A 17,712-nucleotide genomic window follows, 5' to 3' on the forward strand; every position below is an offset into this window, starting at 1 on the left:
TTTTATTTATCATTCTTCCGATAAGAATCTCATGAAATACTTCATGTTATTTCTCCTTATCCACTCGTTTATCTCATTCGCCCATGTTGGTGAACAGCATGATGAAGAATGTCTTCCACCTGGATTACCTTCAGAAGAAGCTTTATTAAAATCCATCATGGCCCCTCTAGCTCTTTGGACATCGACAGGTGTGCAAATGCAGAAAGCTCCTTGCAAAACGATAAGTGCGCCGTCCATTGAAGATATGGATGATGTCATTATGGCCAACAGTCAAGGAGAAGCCCAAGAGAAAACCATCAATGGGGTGACTCTTAAAGATGATCCTCGAATGCTAAAAATGTTTGAACGTCTAACGACAAACTATCAAAATCCAAAAAACTTCCAGACGCTTTTTAGTATTAACCCGGACTGTAATCAAGTGGCCTGTGCCATGACAAAAATCTGGGGTTCTAAATACGCAAAGCAATTAAGCTATCTATTCCTTTACTTCGGATTTAACTCTTCTGAGTATAGCTTTCCCAATGCCACTCGTTTCACTGAAAGTGAAATGAATGACATTCTGATCGCGCTTAAAGATTTCCCTCGCGCCATGGGCCCAATAGGTGCAGGTGGAAATCGTCAGCTTACTCGCTACACTCGCGGGAAATGGGATCCGGACTTCAGACCCGGAACTTTTGCAAGCTCTGATGTGCAAGTTTATGACCCCTGGACCAAAGCTAGTAGCTGGGAAAGACAACAAACGATTTTCCATGAAGTAGCTCACATGCTTACAGAAAAAGAAATTCTTGATACTTCACCAGAATGGCTCGGCCTTAGTGGGTGGAAAGGTTCAGATGATTCGACTTGGACCGCATCTAAACGCAATTGCATGGTAGGTAAATATGGAAGTAAAAATCCATATGAGGATTTTGCGGAAACAGCAGTGGCCTATCGTTATAATCCGAGTCGTCTCTACAAAGGTTGTCCGGAAAAATATCAGTATATGAAACGATTCTTTAAAGATGCTGAGTACTTTGGGACAGCTTCTTGTGTGGATAAATAAGTTCAAAATTAGTTGATTTAGGATAAGATAAGTAATGCCCGAACTACCCAAAGTGGGTTGAGGATTTAAGCTTGAAGTTATTTTGATGATTTGAGAGTAAAAACTGATCTCTTCTCTATTTTCTGATTTCCTGATACTTCCCGAAATTTATGGATGCTTCATAAGGAAGGCGCCATTGGCGCCTTCCTAGGAATATAACTAATCCTTAATAACCTCTTCATAATTGCCATGATTATCTAACACCAAAGTATATGCTTTCTCATTAGAGAGCATAACAAACATCACATAAAAACTGCCAGGGGAGATATGGCATTTTTCACAATGAACTCCCATCACACTTTGGCCCGTGGAAACTAACAAGCTAGCTTGAGGAATTATTTTCAAATCCAAATTATTAATAATTTGCTCAAAACTACCCTTCAATTTCTTAGCTTGCATTTGTTTTTTGAAAAAATCTTCCAGAAGTCGATGTCCCTGTGATGAAGCTACTTTATCATTATATTTGTATTGAAAAACAAAACCGACAAGTACAAGGATCGACATAGTTATGAGAATAAAAAGAAATGTTTTAATTTTATTTACAGCCATCTATAGCCCCTTTAACTCCCCATACTGCTTGACTCATACTTGGAGGAGCAGCATTCTCAACACCTGGCAAACCATAAACAGGATGAAGGTTTAAACTTCTCGTCGTAGGGTTGAACCTGTAAAGCGCTATTAAATAAGTAAGAATAGTTAAAAATGCCAAAAGTCCAACAAGCCCAATTGACCAAAGGCTAATCTCGCGCGAGGTTCCTTTTGAATCAGATAGTCGATTCAATTCCAATGTGAAAGGTAAAAAACTGGTAATGTATGATCTGAGCCATCTTTCCATGAAATCACCGATTATCAAATCTAGTTATCTTTTATTTCCGCTTGTTTTTTTAAATAACGAAGTATCAGCTCTGGAGTCTTACCAGGAATTGCATATGCAAGAAAAAGCAGCCCCATTCCAACACAACAGACCATCATAAAAATCAGAAATACAATCATTCCATCAGGAAACTCAGATATCTCTTTGTCCTTGTGACTAGCGAACAAAATAAGTACAGGAGTTGAGACAAATACACTTCCCATAAGGCCTGACAAAAACCGCATTACAGGGTGCATACGATAATTTAAGGCTTGTTCATAAGATTGAGTTTTACTAATCTGAAACTCTGGTAGCTTCGACTTCAAACTAACGACCTTTATCATGGCTCCAACAGATCCGAAAATTCCAGAGGCAACACAAAATTTTATAAAACTCTCTTCAAATAATTGCTCAAGACTACCTGTTAAAAAAACTCTAAAAGATGCATAGATAACAAGGATAACACTCAAAGCAACAAGAAAATTCATTTCCCATTTCTTCAAGTCCTTTACGCTAAAGAAAGAACCAATTCCCACTAGAATTAAAGGCAAGACTCCTGAGGAAACAAATTTTTGAATACCACAAGAACAGTTTATTGAATTAACGATCAGAGCGAGCCCCGGATAAACAACTCCACCAATAAATACTGCCAACAAAATTCGACCGACTGAAATTGAGTCTTTCAATAGTTCTCACTTTAGTTTTATTAATACTTACATTATAAACGTAATAGGATTTTATTGTTCTTAAGAATTCTTATTCAGAAGGTTGTACACCATTTTAGAACTACCCGAAGTAGGCCGAGGGTGAATAGGTTTTGAATGGTTTCGGCGTTTTGAGAGTGAAAGCTAATCTTGTCCCTGAGTTCCTGATACTTCCCGAATTCTACTGATATTTCACTGAGGAGGGTCCTTAGTATCCTCTTATTTCCAATTAATCCGCGAAGTATTCAGAAAATAAACCGCAATAAAAGAATAATCACTAAACCTGCAAAACAGTAACTCTCCCGATCTCTGTCCGTTATAACTAAGATATGTAGGAGTTCCATTCAAGGTTTTGCAATTAATTGTTCCCCAATTTTGATCCGTTTCAGTTTGAGGGTGTTCTATTGTTAACGCCGACACGTAGGCCTTATAGGCATCACATGTAAATGAGGTGCACTCCTTAGAAATGAATACTTCTTCTTTCTCTTTTCCAAAATCATAGTCACATAAAACGTATGGTTTCTCTGTGCCCTCCAAATAATAGTTTTCACACACAGGATTTTCACTTTGTGCTTTTACAGATCCTGTAATAATTAATGACAGACCCAACAAATAGTGAAACATGAAGTTGCCTTTGTAAGCGATTCTTCAATCAAACTAGCGTGTATATCTAAAAACCTCTAATAAAGTTTTCTTAGGGAGAACTCTTGAATCCAATCTGTTGAAATCATGGGGCTTACCCGAATTAAAACAATTCAGGCACCGCTTCCAATTTCATCAACAAAATCGTATTCTTACATTATGCCCGAACTTCCCGAAGTCGAAACAATCCGCCTCCAACTCTCCGAATATCTCCCTTTGAAGATAGACTCAGTCGCTACGACTCCACAATTAAAGCAAAACATCCTTCACACAAACCTAGATCTCATTGGCAAAACTCTGGTGACGATTAAACGCAAAGGCAAAATGCTCGATCTCATCTTCGATGACGGGTCTCACCTTCTTTCGCATTTAGGGATGACCGGTACGTGGCTTGTGGGTGAATCCATTAAGGCAACCAAACACACCCATTTGACTTTAAAAGGGCCTAAGCACACGCTAGCTTACGATGACCCCCGCCGCTTCGGTCACATGTATTATTACAACGCTGAAGAGGCCAAGGATAAGCTCGCTGAACTGGGCCTTGATTTGGCCGATCCAGATTTTGATCTTGAATATCTGACTAATGCAATTAAACGTTATCCTGAACGAGCACTCAAGGTGACTCTCTTAGATCAAAAACTCTTCGCGGGTTCTGGGAACTACATCGCTAACGAGATCTGCGCTCGCGCGGGCATTCGCCCCACTCGCAAATGTAAACAAATCAAAAAAGATGAATTCCCAAAAATTCTTAAGGCCATTAAACAAGTTTTAGAGCCCGCGCTTAAATCGGGTGGAACCACTTTCCAAGGTGGCTATCGCGATACGACTGGTGAATACGGCGCAGGAGTTCAACACTTAGTGGTTTTTTATCAGAAGACCTGCCAGCTTTGTAAGAAGACTCTCGTGAAGAAAATTATTTTAGCTCAAAGAGGGACTTACTACTGTCCAAAATGCCAGAAGTAACTGGTATCAATCTTGCTCTTACTTCCTTTAATAATGAAATTGGGCCCGTAACTTACAGAATTTCTAAAGACGAATTTCTGTATTTTTAACGGGTGTCGAAAGTTTAGACACTATAAAAGGACCAGTAAGATGAAAGCCATTCCTTCTCTATCACTTCTCATCCTTCTTGCTTCATGTGGGTTCAATACGTCGCCGGACGAAATGAAGAAACTGGACTTGGTAAACTCAAATGTGATTTCAATTAGAGAAGTGAATGCTGAAGTTTCAACCTTCATGGTTCGTCTTGAAGCTCCGGCCCTACTTGAATCCGCTTCTTATAATGGAGCAGACATCCAAATCAATGAAGGCCAAAAAGCACTTGTCCTTTCACAACAACAACAATTTGTTGAATCTATCAAGAAACTTGATCCAAGCATCCAGGTTCTCTACAGCACAAAGCTTGTAATGAACTCTGTTACGATTGTTGCTCATCCAAAAGTCATGGGTGCTGTAAACCAGCTTCCTATGGTAAAAAATGTAAGAGAGATGGCGCTCTTTAATTCTCCAAGTCCAGTGACTCTCAATAGTTCTAAAGCGGCCTTGGCCAAAACTATCGAAGACCTTACTCAAAAAAACTCAGTGAGCTTTATTGGCGCCAAAGAGGCCCGTGAATCAATGGGACTTACAGGTAAAGGTCTAAGAATTGGTATCCTTGATACCGGTATCGACTATACTCACACGATGTTCGGCGGTAGCGGTAGTGTTGATGAGTACAAAAAGATTGATGCAACCAAAGAAGTATCAAGCTTCCCGAATGACAAAATTGTTGGTGGTATTGACCTTGTTGGTGATCTCTACTCACCATCTTCTCCTTATAAAGAGCACAGAATTCCAAAACCTGATATGAACCCGCTGGACTACAATGGTCACGGGACACACGTCGCGGGTACTGTTGCAGGACACGGTGACGGAGTGAATACATACGATGGTGTGGCACCAGACTCAACTATGTATGCCATTAAAGTGTTCGGTCAAAACTCGACTGGTGATGCAGTTGTTATTGCCGGGCTAGAATACGCAGTAGATCCAAATGGTGATTTAAATCCTGACGATAAAATGGATATCGTGAATCTTTCTCTTGGTGGCCTTACGGTAAACCATCAATTAACTACGCTGAAGCTGTAAAAAATATTGTGAAGGCCGGGGTTTCATTTGTCGCTGCTGCCGGTAACTCAGGAAGTGTTCCTTACATCGTAGGTGCTCCAAGTACTGCAGTCGAGGCCTTTTCAGTAGCGGCCGGTATTGATGACATGTTACACACGACTCAAGTCGATGCTTCAAAACTATCAATTGATGGAGCTGAAGAAAATATTATTTCTGTATTTGGAAGTTTCTCAAAGAAGCTTGAAGAAGGTGAAGTCGTTTCTGGTGAAATCGTTTACGTGGGTCTGGCCAATGAAGAATTAAATGCAGAACTTGCGGCCGCAGTAAAAGGGAAAATTGCTCTTGTGGACCGCGGTGGAGAAACTTTTGCCAAGAAATCTGCAAACGCTTTTAAGGCCGGTGCTATCGGAATTGCTTTAGCAAACAACAAAGACGAAGAACCTTCTACCATGAGTGGCGATGAAGTCATGACCATTCCGGTTGTGATGATTTCAAAGGCCCATGGCCAGAAAATCCAAGAGGCCCTAAAGGCCCAGAAAGTAGTTACATTCTCGTTCTCGACTGAATTCAAATTCTCAAGATCTGAGTTTATCGACACCATTACTGGATTCTCTTCAAGAGGACCAAGATCAGAAGACGGTCTGATTAAACCAGAGATCGTGGCCCCTGGTCAGCAAATTACATCTGCCAAAGCAGGTGGTGGTAATAAAGGTGAAAGATTAAATGGGACTTCAATGGCCTCTCCACACATGGCCGGAGTTATGGCGCTGATCAAACAACGCTTCCCAAATCTTTCTGTACTTGATCACAAACACATTCTAATGAGTACAGCGAAAATCATCAGTAACGAGAAAGGTGTTCGTTATCCAGTAATGTCTCAAGGTGCTGGACGTGTTGATGTTATGAAGGCCCTAAATGCGAAGCTACTTCCTTCTAAAGGCAGCTTCTCCCTTGGAAAAGTCGATCTTTTTACGAACCAAGTAAAAGAGCAGCAGATCACTTTAACCAACTTAACTTCTGAAGAAGTTCGTTTCTCAATTAAGACAGATTTAACTTCAGGTCTGACTCTGAATGAAGCGTCTCGTGAATTTACAATTCAGGCCGGTGGTAAACTAGACCTGAATTTGAATTTTAATCTAAATCTAACGGATAAAGATCGTTCAAACTATGAAGGCTTCATTAAGCTAGTTGATGACTCAGGAAAATTAATGGCGAGTTTCCCGGTTCTGGCGGTCATTCACCAGTCTTCCGAGATTGTCCCTGTGGCAGTTAACAACAATGATTCTAACCTTTCAGTTATGCTTAAAAATAACAGCACCATGAAAGGAAGTGTACTTCCGTTTAACCTCATTGATACTGACGTTAGAAAGCCAGACCTAGGTGCCCTTTCACATATCCGCTCACGCGCTTGTGATATCAAGTCGGCCGGTTACAGATTTGTCACTCGCACTGAAAAGGTTGAAGAGAAAGAAGAAAAGAAAGTTTACCTACAATTGGGTGTTAAACTTTATGAATCAGTAAGTAGCTGGGAGGCCTGTGAAGTTTCAGTTCTTATTGACTCAGACAACGACGGCACTGCTGACCAAGAATGGATCGCTGCTCAGGCAGAACTACTCCCAGGTCTGAATAAAGCTGTACCAGATGGCTTCTACTCTTACTTATTAGATGCTCATAAGGCCCGTGCCCTAAGAGACCAATTCGAAGTTTATCAGCGCCTGAGCCAAGGTGGTACACGCCAGAATGATGAAATGCGTGATACTAGTGAGATTAAGAATGAAGAAGGTAAAGTTGAAGACTACAGAAAAGCAGTTATTAGTCTTAATACATACGTCCCTTACAACATGTCTTCTGTCTCTGTCATGGAAATTGAACTTGGCGCCCTAGCGAAGACAGATGCAGGAACAATCAAATTTAAAATGGCGAGCATTGACACCAATGAAAGCTCAACTCAATTAGATGACTTCCTTGCGGGTAAAGACAAATGGCACTCAATCAATGTCAATGAATCCGAAATTAAGATGATGCCAGAAGAGATCTCTCTTGAGGCCAATGAAAGTAAGAAGGTTGATTTAGCAAAATCTGAAAGTTCTAAAGGATTGGTGCTTTACTCTCCTACGAACTCAGATGGTAAGAGAGATGAGAGTAAAGATCTTCAAGAAATTATTCTAAAATAGCTTCATTACACCCACAGCTGTCATCAGTTGTGGGTGTATCTTATCTAAAAGGTTTCATCAGGGAAGACCTGTTTGGCCTGATGAATGAGATCCTGAGGATCACGCCCCAACTGTTTCATACACTCGATCGTTATCTTATATAAGTCCACATGAACAATCTTTTCCCCTAAAAGCTTGTAACAGTCCTTCAAAACTTTATCTTTGGGATAAATCATGTCCTTCAACATAAGATCAAAAATTTTATCTTCAACTTGTGAACCTTGCTGTTCAATTTTAAGATACACTTTCTCTACTTCAGAACGCGGTCCCGCTTTTGCTAAGACCTTGATCGCCCTTAATAATATCCCTCTTTTGTTACAAGAATATTCAATGCCTTTGTGAGCGTAACTTCTCGCCAGTTCATTATCTTCTGCATTGGCATAATTAACGGCCGCCATGACAAATCCCGCTGCAATCGGGATTTTGGCAAAGTTATCGGTAATCTTATATTTGGAAAGGCATGCGAAAATGTCATTTAATAACTCATATTTCGCATTCACTATGATAATTCGAGTAATATCCGGAATTGATTCGTGATGAATCGGAAACTCGCTGATCCATTTTTCCACAAAATGGGACATCTCACTATGTCTCTTTAAGGTCACTCCAATCTTCACGATTTTAACTAAGACTTTAAAATCTGGTTTCTTATTAAACACCTTAACCAGGTTGTCATAGGCAAGGTCAAGTTCCATTCTGGCCTCATGAACCAGGGCCTTCGAAAACAAAGCAAAGAAAGATTGTTCATTTTGAAATGTGAGAGCTTTTTGAAAGGCCTCATCCAGTTGTTTCATCGCAATGGCATCTTGGATTTTGGAGAATATGATTTCATCAGGTGAGGCCTTTTCTCTCTCTGACAATTCCTTATGCAAAGTAGAGATCAGGGTCTCATTCCTGAACGGTTTATTCAAAATGACATTTCCGCCCTTAAGCGAGAAGTCGGCCATTAAAAAAGGAGTTGGATTATTCACCATTAGTAGAAAGAACCTTTCCCTACTAACCGGATTGTTTTTAATATGCAGATTCAGAATTCTATCTGCCACCGACTCATTGGCAATCTCATCGTCGGTAATGATCATGTTGACCACACCCTTAGCGAGTCTCTCCTCTACCTGACTTATATTGGCCGCGACATCAATGGAATTATAACCAACACCAATATCAAGCAACAATTTCCTCAGACCTGAGCGCTGAGAAATCTGAGCACTGACGATTAAAAAATTCCATTTTTTAAATAAATCACTCATAACTTATCAGTGGTTTTAAGCTTATCCATCACTTGCGTGATGATTTCTTGCTTTCTCTCTAATGAGTCTAGAATATATTTCCACTCTTCCTTGATGAATTGATTGAATTGAATGGTCACTTCGAGCTCTGTCCCAGCAGTCGGTTCCAGCTTCATGACTTTGCCGATGATATCTATTCTTTTTGATTTAGGGGGACCTTCCTCTTCCTTGTTTACCAGAAGTCGGAGTAAAACTTGGTGTCCATCAGAGCAAGACTTGGCGGGAAGTTTGAGAACACAGCCATTGGCCGAGACACCAGACATGGCAATTTCGCTAATCACAGCGGTTTCGCTGGTTAAATTTTTAAAATCAACAGTGATAGAGATATCTCGGTCGAGAATATCTTTTAAATAAAGCTTCCCCATACGAAAGCATTTAACGACATTTGTAAGAAAAACCTTAAGAAACTTGAAATATTCTACTAGGAATAAGAGGTTACATCTAAAATATCTCTCGCTCTCCAATGAGGAAGATCGGCCTTAATCATATCCAACAATGCATCCAACTCGACCTCAGACTTATTCGCCATTGCTCTCCATTCCGGAGACTGCGCCAGACGTCCTCTTAAGGCCGTGGTGAAGAGATCAATCCAAGACGGTGCTGTATAAGTGAAATTAAGTGAAAGAGCATCTCCAGCGGCTTCTGTCTCATGCCAAATACCACGAGGAACAAACAATACTGACCCCGGTTTTAATTCAAAGCTCACAGTTTCTTTTGGCATCTTGGTCGGCATAGGAGCTTCTAGATAACTTGCGAGTTCCGGATCAGGTTCTAGACCCATCGTATGTCTGGTCAAAGGATTTTCGACCGTTTCATTCGGGGCCATGATCCACTTCTTCGTGCCATGAACTTGAATGACGAAATTTATATTCTGATCAAAGTGAGGAGCAGTGCCCTTTCCATCTGGAGTGGCATACATGAGACAACGACCAATGGTCATGATCGGAAGACCAAGGTTTTGCCGAATCTCTTCCAGCCATGAAGTCAAAACAGGAGAAATCAGATGGGCCTGATTGAAGAGAAGTCCCATGCCATTATCAAACAGCTTTCGAGCGTCTTTGTTAGTGGTGTCAATGGAACTTGCTTCATCACGCACATCCGGGAGATGGGCCTGAATCGGCATGGGCCAGGAATTCAAAAGATCATCGAGAGAATTTAGAAATGGAAGACTCGTTAGAGGTCTCAAATTTTCAAAGTTATTGTGAACAACAAAAGCGCGATTCTCTTTAAATGCCTTTTGAAATTCGGCCGATGAATTCACGAGGGCCGCTAAACCAGTTTTCATAATGACCTAGATTTTTGGAGGAAGACTAAAACAAACTTTCCCTAACTCGCCTGCTCTGAAATCCAAAAGAATGAGTTTGAACACGCGGTCTAAATCAGGAAGTCCTTTCTGCTTTAAGCAACCACGAACGGTCGCAATCCTCGTCAAAGTGTCATCTAAGCTCATATCGAAAGATTCAAGCTTATAGCGCTCTTTAAAGGCCTCAGATTTGTTTTTAAGGAGAAACCTTACTAGATAGCAGGCCGGATCTTCTTCGCCGATAATCTCATCAGGGATAGCGTTAATGGCGCTTAACCAAAAGCGATGCTCTTCCACTGCGACCTCAGGAGGCATAACTCCTGGAGTATCGAGAAGCTGAAGATGTTCATCCACATCAACCCAGAGCTGATGACGAGTTTGACCAGGTTTGTCCGCTTTCTTAGTAGCGTTACGATTAGCAACTGAGTTAATGAAGGTCGATTTCCCTGTATTCGGAAGACCGATAATCATAAAACCGTATTTGGACTTTTGCTCAACTTCGTTGTTACAAGCACGACGTTTATCTTCGATGATTTTACGAGCGTAGCTCAAAACTTGTTTAAGCGAAGTTTTATCCAAGCAGTTCACAAAAAGATAGGGCTCACCTTGTTCCTTAAACCAGGCGTCCCATTTAGCAACGGCAGATGGATCAGCGAGATTGGCCTTATTCAAAAGAATCAAGCGGGCCTTACTTCCAATACTTTCCCATAAAGTTGGGTTACCAGAAACAATAGGAACTCGAGCATCACGGATTTCAATCACCAGATCAACGGCATTGATCTTGGCCTTGATTTCACGCATGGCCTTAAGCATGTGACCAGGAAACCAGTTAAAAGCGGCCTTCGGTTCAGCGTCGATTTTAATCTTAATCGGCTCGGACTTCGGCTTAGAAGGTTTAGGTGCTGGCTTAGTAGCGGGTCTATTGCCCGGCTTATTGAACTTCTTATTTGGATTCATAAGCATTTGTAGCATTTAAGGGGCCCATTTCCTATGAAGAAATTACCCGAAAAGGTCTTGGAATCTGGTTTCATGGTACTTTTTCCCTATGAAATCCCTGGTTTTTTGCCTCCTTTTACTCTCACAATTGGCTTGGGCACATGATTACCCAGATACCTATCGCTATCAGGTTCTGGTAACCGATAAAACGACATCGACTGTTACTCAAAATAGCTTTCTGACGATTCCGAATATCATTCATGCCATTCATATTAAAGACCTTAAAAAAATCAAGGCCTCTGTGGTTGTCACCACTGATTGGGTGAAGCCATACTTTACCGCTTGGGCCAATCGAGAAAAAGAAAACGAATACACATTAAATTTCTGGGGAGGCCTCGCTCGTATCCCGGGTATGAATGATGAGGCCTTCGCCATCACCGCTTGTCATGAACTGGGCCACGTTCTGGGTGGTACACCGAAAATTAAAATCAAAGAATTTCTTTGGTCATCGGCCGAAGGTCAAAGTGATTACTATGCGACCTCGGTGTGTATGAAGAACTATTTTAAATTTGTGAACCGGACGAAGAAACTAACGGTTCCAAAAGAGCTTTCTGAAACTGCCTTCACTCTTTGCCGAACGACCTACTCGAATGAATTAGACTTCCTTGTATGCTTGAACACAAACAAGGGTATTGAAGGATTTGCAGCCATGCTTGAGCATCTGTCTCAATACAAAGAAAATCTTTCAATTGAAACTCCCAATAAAAAACAAGTCAAGGTCACAACCTTCAATAGCTATCCCGATACCCAATGCCGAATTGATACTCTCTTTCAGGGAAGCCTAGGGCGGCCTCGTCCAGCTTGTTGGTTTGCCAAATGAAGTTTTTAGGAGTTCTTCTAATAGGATTAACATTTAATGTCCAAGCTAATTGGAGCACAGATATCATTTCTCATGCAAACTCTTTGTATCAACCAGTTTCATGGGCCACATTTGGTAAACCCATTAATTTTGAAATCTCAGAAGACCAGAGTGCTGGGGCCAGTGCCGATCATCAGTTTCAAGAATTAAAAGTTGTAGTGAACTCAGGACTCCTTTCATCCCCGAGGCTGACTCCAGATGGTCTTCGCATGATCATTTGTCATGAGCTGGGACATCTCTTTGGAGGTGCTCCTCGTAAGAACATACCAATGGAATGGGAAGGTCCTGTTGCCCATGATGGAATGAGTTTTTTAAGTAGTGAAGGCCAGGCCGATTACTATGCGGGGCTTTCTTGTTTCAAAGAAATGATTAAACTCGCTGAGGGCGACAATATCATTCCGGCCAATATGGCCCGGATTGGACCAAATCTCAAAGCCAAGTGCGGTGATGATCAACTCTGTTTAAGGGGTGCTCTTGCGGGAGTTGATTTCTTAAATCTCAATTATGATTTTCCGATTTCTTGTGAAGTGAAAGACGAAGAAGAAACACCTGTTCTTATTCGAGATTCATATCCAGGAAGACAATGTCGTTTGGATACAATTGTTAGTGCTTCTGCTTGCAATGAGATGCAAAAGCTTAGTCTTGATTTTGATGATGCCTCTCAAAATGAATGTGAATCGAATCAGCGACCGCTGTGTTGGTATAAATAAAAACGGCCACAAATGTTGTGGCCGTTTTTTGCGAATCTACGTTTTCGAAGTTTCCTTGACCAATGTCCCATCCTCTCAAATGGTCCATCGTAGATTCAACTTCATTCTATGAAACCCCAGTCACTTTCAACAGCTTCTTATCCTTAATAATTTCATTAGGATACCTCATCTAATCATAAAGATAATTCCTGGTTAAATATTCAGAGAAAGAGTGTCGAGATAGTCTATGATGACTAATTCTCTAATCCAGGGTGGGATTTCCGAAGTTTTAGAACGACCAAATCCTATCGTCACATTTGCGAAAGTCTGGGCCGAAGGCCGCTATTGGGAACCGAAATTCGGTGACCGTCATGCCCTATTATTACTGCGAAGAAATATGCCTGATAAAGTTTCTTTTGTTCGCGCTTATCGCGGCTTTCGGGCCAGTGGCGCCAAAGAAGAAAAAGAATTAGGTGAAGGTCGAGCATTCCTCCGATGGTTACAACGTCACGAAATCTCCGTCGATTGGAAAGAGAGAGATTTTGAACCTCATCCCTTCTTCAGTCATCCTCATGCACCTAAACACGATCCTAACGATGAAATGGCCGAAGGTCTAAGCTTCGCCATTAAACCAGTTGAAGTCTCCGGGAGAAAGGTAAAACTCTATGTGGGCGACGATGATATGCTGAACCTTCTCAGCATGCCCTATGGTAACGATAAAGATTTTTTGGAACTAGTCATGAGATATGTCGCTCAGAGATTTGAGTGGGAAGGTTGGAGAGCTCCAGCGCCTCCCTTCCTTGATTGGGTCAAGTCACAAGGAATGAGACCGGTGTTTGTACCAGGGCAACTTGGATTCCAACCTACATTTTAGAAATAAAAAAAGGCCACGAGCGACGTGACCTTTTTCCGGCGCATCTTCGGAATTGGGTCTAACCCTTTTCTTCCAATGGTTCCGGCATGAACAAATTTTAAGACCTCACACTCCGCGATGGAAGAGTGAATCATCCAAATTTCGTCTTAAGATTGACTGAATTTCATCTCTCAAATTTGCAAAATGCAGAAGACCTCCGCTACAAAATTGCATCGCAAAAAGCTGCGGAGGATCTTCATGATAAGACTCTTTATACTGCTGCTGTTTCTCTTAGGATGTGGAAAGCCCATCACCGAATCAAATGAAAAGGATAAAACGAAAAATGCCCTTAAAGAAGGCGTGATAGAAGGTCGTTATCTTGATCAAAACATGTTCATGAACTTTAATTACCTGCCAATGACAGGAGAAATTAAAGACCAAAAAAAATTCTGGTCAGGAGATTCGTGGAGACTCAAATTTGGATCAGTTAATTATCGCTGGAACTCACCCAACCATGAAACTCGTCATTATACTTCTCCCCACCCACGAGACTTAAAAAAGTATTCATTAGAGGACTTAAAACAACTCTCACCCACAGAGAAATATGATCTATGGCTTGGCCGCTATGACTATTTTCTAAAAAATCTGGTTGAAAGTTATTTACCTGAACGACCCCTCGACTGGGAAGGACTTTGTCACGGTTGGTCTGGGGCCAGCATGAATCACAGTGAGCCAACACCCAAAACCATGATGAATCCTGATGGAATTCTTATTCCTTTTGGATCAGCGGACATTAAGGCCCTGCTTACTTACTACTATTCACTTGAGACTGTGCCGGACACTTTCCAACTCGGACGTCGCTGTGAACGCTATAAACTCTTAGATGACGACAATTGCAATGAAGACTTAACTCCAGTTGATTTTCACACCGTCATCGCAAACAAACTGGGCCTTCGTGGCGAAAGTTTTATCATGGACATTGATCGTTATCTTGAAGTGTGGAACCACCCGATCATTTCATTCAAAAGTGAGATCATAAAAGACATCAGAAAAAAAGGAAGAAACAGAAAAGTGACTCTAAGGACTTCGCTCTACTATGTGGATGTCACTCTCAAGAACTCCTGGACTCCCACCATCGGCACCCTCGCCCATATCATTTCCAAGCAACAACTTGAGTACGAGCTAGAACTCACTCCCAGTGGCAATATGATTGATGGGAAATGGATATCAAGAGATCGTCCGGATTTTATTTGGACGATGAATAAGGTCGAGAAATTTACGGGATATTTATCAGGACTGAATGAATTAATTAAATAAGAGGCCACCCTGCAGATGGCCCCTGGAGCTTGGATCAAAAATTATTCTGCTTCCAGTGTGCAAGATTCAGAGGCATCTGAGCTTGTGTTACCAGAATTGTCGTCCGCTGCCTTTGACACATTTAAGTGGAGGGCAAGGAGACTGCCCACTGTTAGAAGCAAAAAATTTTTCCAAAGTGTTGATTTACGTTCCATCCTAGAACCTCCAAGTTCTATTGATTTAAGATTCGTTCATTTTGAAGGGCAGATAATCTTCAGACAACCCTAATGAATCCGAGGTTTAAATTTTTTGTGAAGGTTGAAATGATCTTCAGGACTTAAAAAATTCGACTGATTAAATAGGCCCGCCTCCACACTCTTTTTTCAATGAAAATCAGAATAGAACGAAGAGACCAAAATACTTTGGTCGAACCTCTGAATGAATAATTCTTGAAGTTAATAAGAAGATAAAAAAAATGGTCATCTTTGATGACCATTTTTCCAGTCTGCCCTCAGAAAAGTATTACCTTTTCTTTTGCATAGATTTAAGGCGCTGCCCTTAAATCCCCGGTGAAGTCATTATAACAAAGACCACTCCCAGACTGGGAGTGGTCTTATTCTAAATGTTTTTAAAGTTAGCGGCGGTCAAGCACCTGAAAAGTGAAATCGTGATCGTTGTCGGCGTTTTTTGAAAAGCTTTGCTCAGAAATTTTCTTCCAGTTCTTAAGAGATAGCTGAGGAAAAAACACGTCTCCTTTGACTTCACCTTTTACTTCTGTGAGATAAATTCGATCAACTAACGAGAGAGCGTATTTGTAGATTTTTTCTCCGCCAATGATAAACAGTTCAGTTTCACCGTTTCTTTCGGCCTGCTTGATGGCGCGAAAAATCGAAGTGAACCAGAACACACTTTCTTGATTTGCTCTTGGCTCAGAGGAAATCACCAGACTCATTCTTCCAGGAAGTGGTTTTCCGATTGATTCGAAAGTTTTTCTCCCCATAAGAATATGGTGACCCATCGTGATCTTTTTAAAGTTCTGAAGGTCCTCTTTAAGATGCCAAGGAAGCTTATTATTCAAACCAATGGCATTGTTCTCAGCTTTTGCCACAATAAGTGAAATTCTCATTTTACACCGCCACTGGAGCTTTAATGTGTGGATGGGCCTGATAGTTCACAAGTTCAAAGTCCTCAAACTTGAAAGAGAAAATATCTTTCACATCTGGATTGATCTTAATTTGCGGAAGAGCGTAAGGAGTACGCTTCAACTGCTCTTGAGTTTGCTCAAGGTGATTGATGTACAAGTGAGCATCACCAAAAGTGTGAACGAAGTCACCCACACCAAGACCACAAACCTGCGCCACCATATGAGTGAGGAGAGCGTAGCTCGCGATATTGAATGGAACTCCCAGAAAGATGTCCGCTGAGCGCTGATACAACTGACAAGAGAGTTTGTTATTCGCTACGTAGAACTGAAACATCGTGTGACAAGGAGGCAGGGCCATATTGTCGACATCAGACACGTTCCAAGCATTCACAATCAAGCGACGCGAGTCTGGATTTTTCTTAATCATGTCGATGAGATTTTTAATCTGATCAACAGTGCGGCCATCGTGAGTTTTCCAGCTTCTCCATTGAACGCCGTAAACCGGCCCAAGGTTACCGTTCTCATCGGCCCATTCATTCCAAATCGAAACGCCGTTGTCTTTGAGATATTTGATGTTGGATTCACCCATTAAGAACCAAAGGAGCTCATGGATGATTGATTTCATGTGACACTTTTTAGTCGTAACGAGAGGAAAACCTTCGTTAAGATTAAAGCGCATTTGATGTCCGAAAACAGATAGGGTTCCTGTGCCGGTGCGATCTTCTTTTTTCACACCTTCACTCAGCACTCTTTGCATGAGTTCGTGGTATTGTTTCATCTGCCCCTCCGTGTGTGTTTGTGTATTAAAAGAATACCAAACATACTAGGGATTGATCAACAACACCCGAACGACAATCTTTTGACAGCCTATTTAGTGTTTTTCTTCTTCGCATAGTCCATCATGATTTTTTCACAACGGTCCATGGTCTCTTGACCCATTTCAAACGTTTTCATGCCTTTGATTTCATTTTCAATCAGCTCGAAAAGTTCAAAATCAATGAATGGAGTAACTTTTCCGCTCTGGTATTCACGCTCTTTCTCACCATAAAGGCCCAAGAACGTCTCATCTCTAAACCATAGTTCTTTATTGGCCTTTTGAAGAGCATCTAGGGTCTCTGCGGCCGGTTTTCGTTGAATGAATTCAAAGAACATCGCACTTGAGCGAATTCCCGGATAATACCACTCACCCGAGAACACCTGGATAAGATCTTCGTCCTCGTCTTTTAGAATAGGAGTAATAAAATTCACACCACGCTCAGTGGCAAATTTATGAAAGGCCAGTAGATCATTAGTTCTGAGGGCCATGTGCTGATAAAGAGCAGCGGCATTGTGAGAATCTAGCATCTCACGCACGTGAGACGGCTGGCTCATCGGTTCTGACGGCTGAACGATTGCCACGATAGTTTTATTTTTGGCCTTATCGTCTTTATTGGCCTCACCCAGCTTGGCCGCGAAAGTCAGAGACTTCTCGCCTTCACCTGGAATCCATTCTTTTCTTTTGTCATACAGAATATCTTCCGGACGCACGCCGAAAATCACATTAAAAATCACATAGGCCACGTGATAAAGACGAGGCTGAAGGAGAAGAGTCATGTGATCGATTTGAAAGTTCTGAAATGAGTGCTTCATAGTACTACCTTTTAATAACAATAAATTGGCATTAGCTTAGACTGAACGGCAGAGAATT

General features: G+C 41.4%; 18 protein-coding genes. 8 read left to right on the plus strand and 10 right to left on the minus strand.

The features are described 5' to 3' along the window. Positions 1 to 31: 31 nt before the first annotated feature. The gene (locus tag ACJVC5_RS16360; protein ID WP_408096611.1) at positions 32 to 1,042 is read left to right on the plus strand and encodes a hypothetical protein; all 1,011 of its coding nucleotides are present in this window, start codon (positions 32 to 34) and stop codon (positions 1,040 to 1,042) included. Between the two features lie 198 nt (positions 1,043 to 1,240). Here ACJVC5_RS16360 and ACJVC5_RS16365 read toward each other — a convergent pair whose 3' ends face one another. Then, the gene (locus tag ACJVC5_RS16365; RefSeq protein ID WP_408096612.1) at positions 1,241 to 1,630 is read right to left on the minus strand and encodes a hypothetical protein; all 390 of its coding nucleotides are present in this window, start codon (positions 1,628 to 1,630) and stop codon (positions 1,241 to 1,243) included. Positions 1,631 to 1,936: 306 nt separating this feature from the next. Then, positions 1,937 to 2,620, minus strand: a complete 684-nt coding sequence (locus ACJVC5_RS16370) for a hypothetical protein (RefSeq protein WP_408096613.1) — start codon at positions 2,618 to 2,620, stop codon at positions 1,937 to 1,939. An 819-nt stretch (positions 2,621 to 3,439) separates the two neighbouring features. Between ACJVC5_RS16370 and ACJVC5_RS16375 the strand changes: the two genes are divergently transcribed. The 3 genes from ACJVC5_RS16375 to ACJVC5_RS16385 all read left to right on the plus strand — a co-directional run bounded on the left by ACJVC5_RS16375 (position 3,440) and on the right by ACJVC5_RS16385 (position 7,560). Further along, positions 3,440 to 4,243, plus strand: coding sequence for an Fpg/Nei family DNA glycosylase (locus tag ACJVC5_RS16375; RefSeq protein WP_408096614.1), 804 nt, complete (start codon positions 3,440 to 3,442; stop codon positions 4,241 to 4,243). A gap of 129 nt (positions 4,244 to 4,372) precedes the next feature. Then, positions 4,373 to 5,407, plus strand: a complete 1,035-nt coding sequence (locus ACJVC5_RS16380; protein WP_408096615.1) for a S8 family serine peptidase — start codon at positions 4,373 to 4,375, stop codon at positions 5,405 to 5,407. 8 nt (positions 5,408 to 5,415) lie between these two features. Then, positions 5,416 to 7,560 (plus strand): S8 family serine peptidase, encoded by a 2,145-nt coding sequence (locus ACJVC5_RS16385; protein WP_408096616.1) that lies wholly within the window; start codon positions 5,416 to 5,418, stop codon positions 7,558 to 7,560. Positions 7,561 to 7,604: 44 nt separating this feature from the next. Here the strand turns inward: ACJVC5_RS16385 and ACJVC5_RS16390 are convergent, their stop codons facing one another. From ACJVC5_RS16390 to ylqF, 4 genes are read right to left on the minus strand one after another with little or no spacing between them, the layout of a single operon-like run. Then, a complete protein-coding gene (locus ACJVC5_RS16390) occupies positions 7,605 to 8,846 on the minus strand; it encodes a hypothetical protein (RefSeq protein ID WP_408096617.1) in 1,242 nt (413 codons plus the stop codon). After that, positions 8,843 to 9,250 carry a hypothetical protein gene (locus tag ACJVC5_RS16395; protein ID WP_408096618.1) on the minus strand — a complete coding sequence of 136 codons (408 nt, stop codon included), beginning with the start codon at positions 9,248 to 9,250 and terminating at the stop codon, positions 8,843 to 8,845. Before ACJVC5_RS16395 ends, ACJVC5_RS16390 begins: the two co-directional genes overlap by 4 nt. 56 nt (positions 9,251 to 9,306) lie before the next feature. Continuing rightward, complete coding sequence (locus tag ACJVC5_RS16400; protein WP_408096619.1) at positions 9,307 to 10,170, minus strand: JmjC domain-containing protein; 864 nt, start codon at positions 10,168 to 10,170, stop codon at positions 9,307 to 9,309. Between the two features lie 6 nt (positions 10,171 to 10,176). Next, complete coding sequence (ylqF, locus tag ACJVC5_RS16405) at positions 10,177 to 11,160, minus strand: ribosome biogenesis GTPase YlqF (RefSeq protein WP_408096620.1); 984 nt, start codon at positions 11,158 to 11,160, stop codon at positions 10,177 to 10,179. Between the two features lie 112 nt (positions 11,161 to 11,272). Here ylqF and ACJVC5_RS16410 point away from each other — a divergent pair, with 112 nt between their 5' ends. From ACJVC5_RS16410 to ACJVC5_RS16425, 4 genes are all read left to right on the plus strand, one after another. Further along, positions 11,273 to 12,004 (plus strand): hypothetical protein, encoded by a 732-nt coding sequence (locus ACJVC5_RS16410; RefSeq protein ID WP_408096621.1) that lies wholly within the window; start codon positions 11,273 to 11,275, stop codon positions 12,002 to 12,004. Beyond that, positions 12,001 to 12,753, plus strand: a complete 753-nt coding sequence (locus tag ACJVC5_RS16415; protein ID WP_408096622.1) for a hypothetical protein — start codon at positions 12,001 to 12,003, stop codon at positions 12,751 to 12,753. Before ACJVC5_RS16410 ends, ACJVC5_RS16415 begins: the two co-directional genes overlap by 4 nt. A 226-nt stretch (positions 12,754 to 12,979) precedes the next feature. Next, positions 12,980 to 13,606 (plus strand): hypothetical protein, encoded by a 627-nt coding sequence (locus ACJVC5_RS16420; protein ID WP_408096623.1) that lies wholly within the window; start codon positions 12,980 to 12,982, stop codon positions 13,604 to 13,606. 237 nt (positions 13,607 to 13,843) lie between these two features. Next, positions 13,844 to 14,902 carry a hypothetical protein gene (locus tag ACJVC5_RS16425; protein WP_408096624.1) on the plus strand — a complete coding sequence of 353 codons (1,059 nt, stop codon included), beginning with the start codon at positions 13,844 to 13,846 and terminating at the stop codon, positions 14,900 to 14,902. 41 nt (positions 14,903 to 14,943) lie between these two features. Here ACJVC5_RS16425 and ACJVC5_RS16430 read toward each other — a convergent pair whose 3' ends face one another. From ACJVC5_RS16430 to ACJVC5_RS16445, 4 genes are all read right to left on the minus strand, one after another. Continuing rightward, the gene (locus ACJVC5_RS16430; protein ID WP_408096625.1) at positions 14,944 to 15,096 is read right to left on the minus strand and encodes a hypothetical protein; all 153 of its coding nucleotides are present in this window, start codon (positions 15,094 to 15,096) and stop codon (positions 14,944 to 14,946) included. A gap of 419 nt (positions 15,097 to 15,515) precedes the next feature. Beyond that, complete coding sequence (locus ACJVC5_RS16435; protein ID WP_408096626.1) at positions 15,516 to 16,007, minus strand: dihydrofolate reductase; 492 nt, start codon at positions 16,005 to 16,007, stop codon at positions 15,516 to 15,518. A gap of 1 nt (position 16,008) precedes the next feature. After that, positions 16,009 to 16,803: a thymidylate synthase gene (locus tag ACJVC5_RS16440; protein ID WP_408096627.1), complete on the minus strand. Its 795-nt coding sequence runs from the start codon at positions 16,801 to 16,803 to the stop codon at positions 16,009 to 16,011. Between the two features lie 89 nt (positions 16,804 to 16,892). Next, positions 16,893 to 17,654 (minus strand): hypothetical protein, encoded by a 762-nt coding sequence (locus ACJVC5_RS16445; RefSeq protein ID WP_408096628.1) that lies wholly within the window; start codon positions 17,652 to 17,654, stop codon positions 16,893 to 16,895. Positions 17,655 to 17,712 lie beyond the last annotated feature (58 nt).

The sequence above is a fragment of the Peredibacter sp. HCB2-198 genome (assembly GCF_045999315.1).
GTDB lineage: Bacteria > Bdellovibrionota > Bacteriovoracia > Bacteriovoracales > Bacteriovoracaceae > Peredibacter.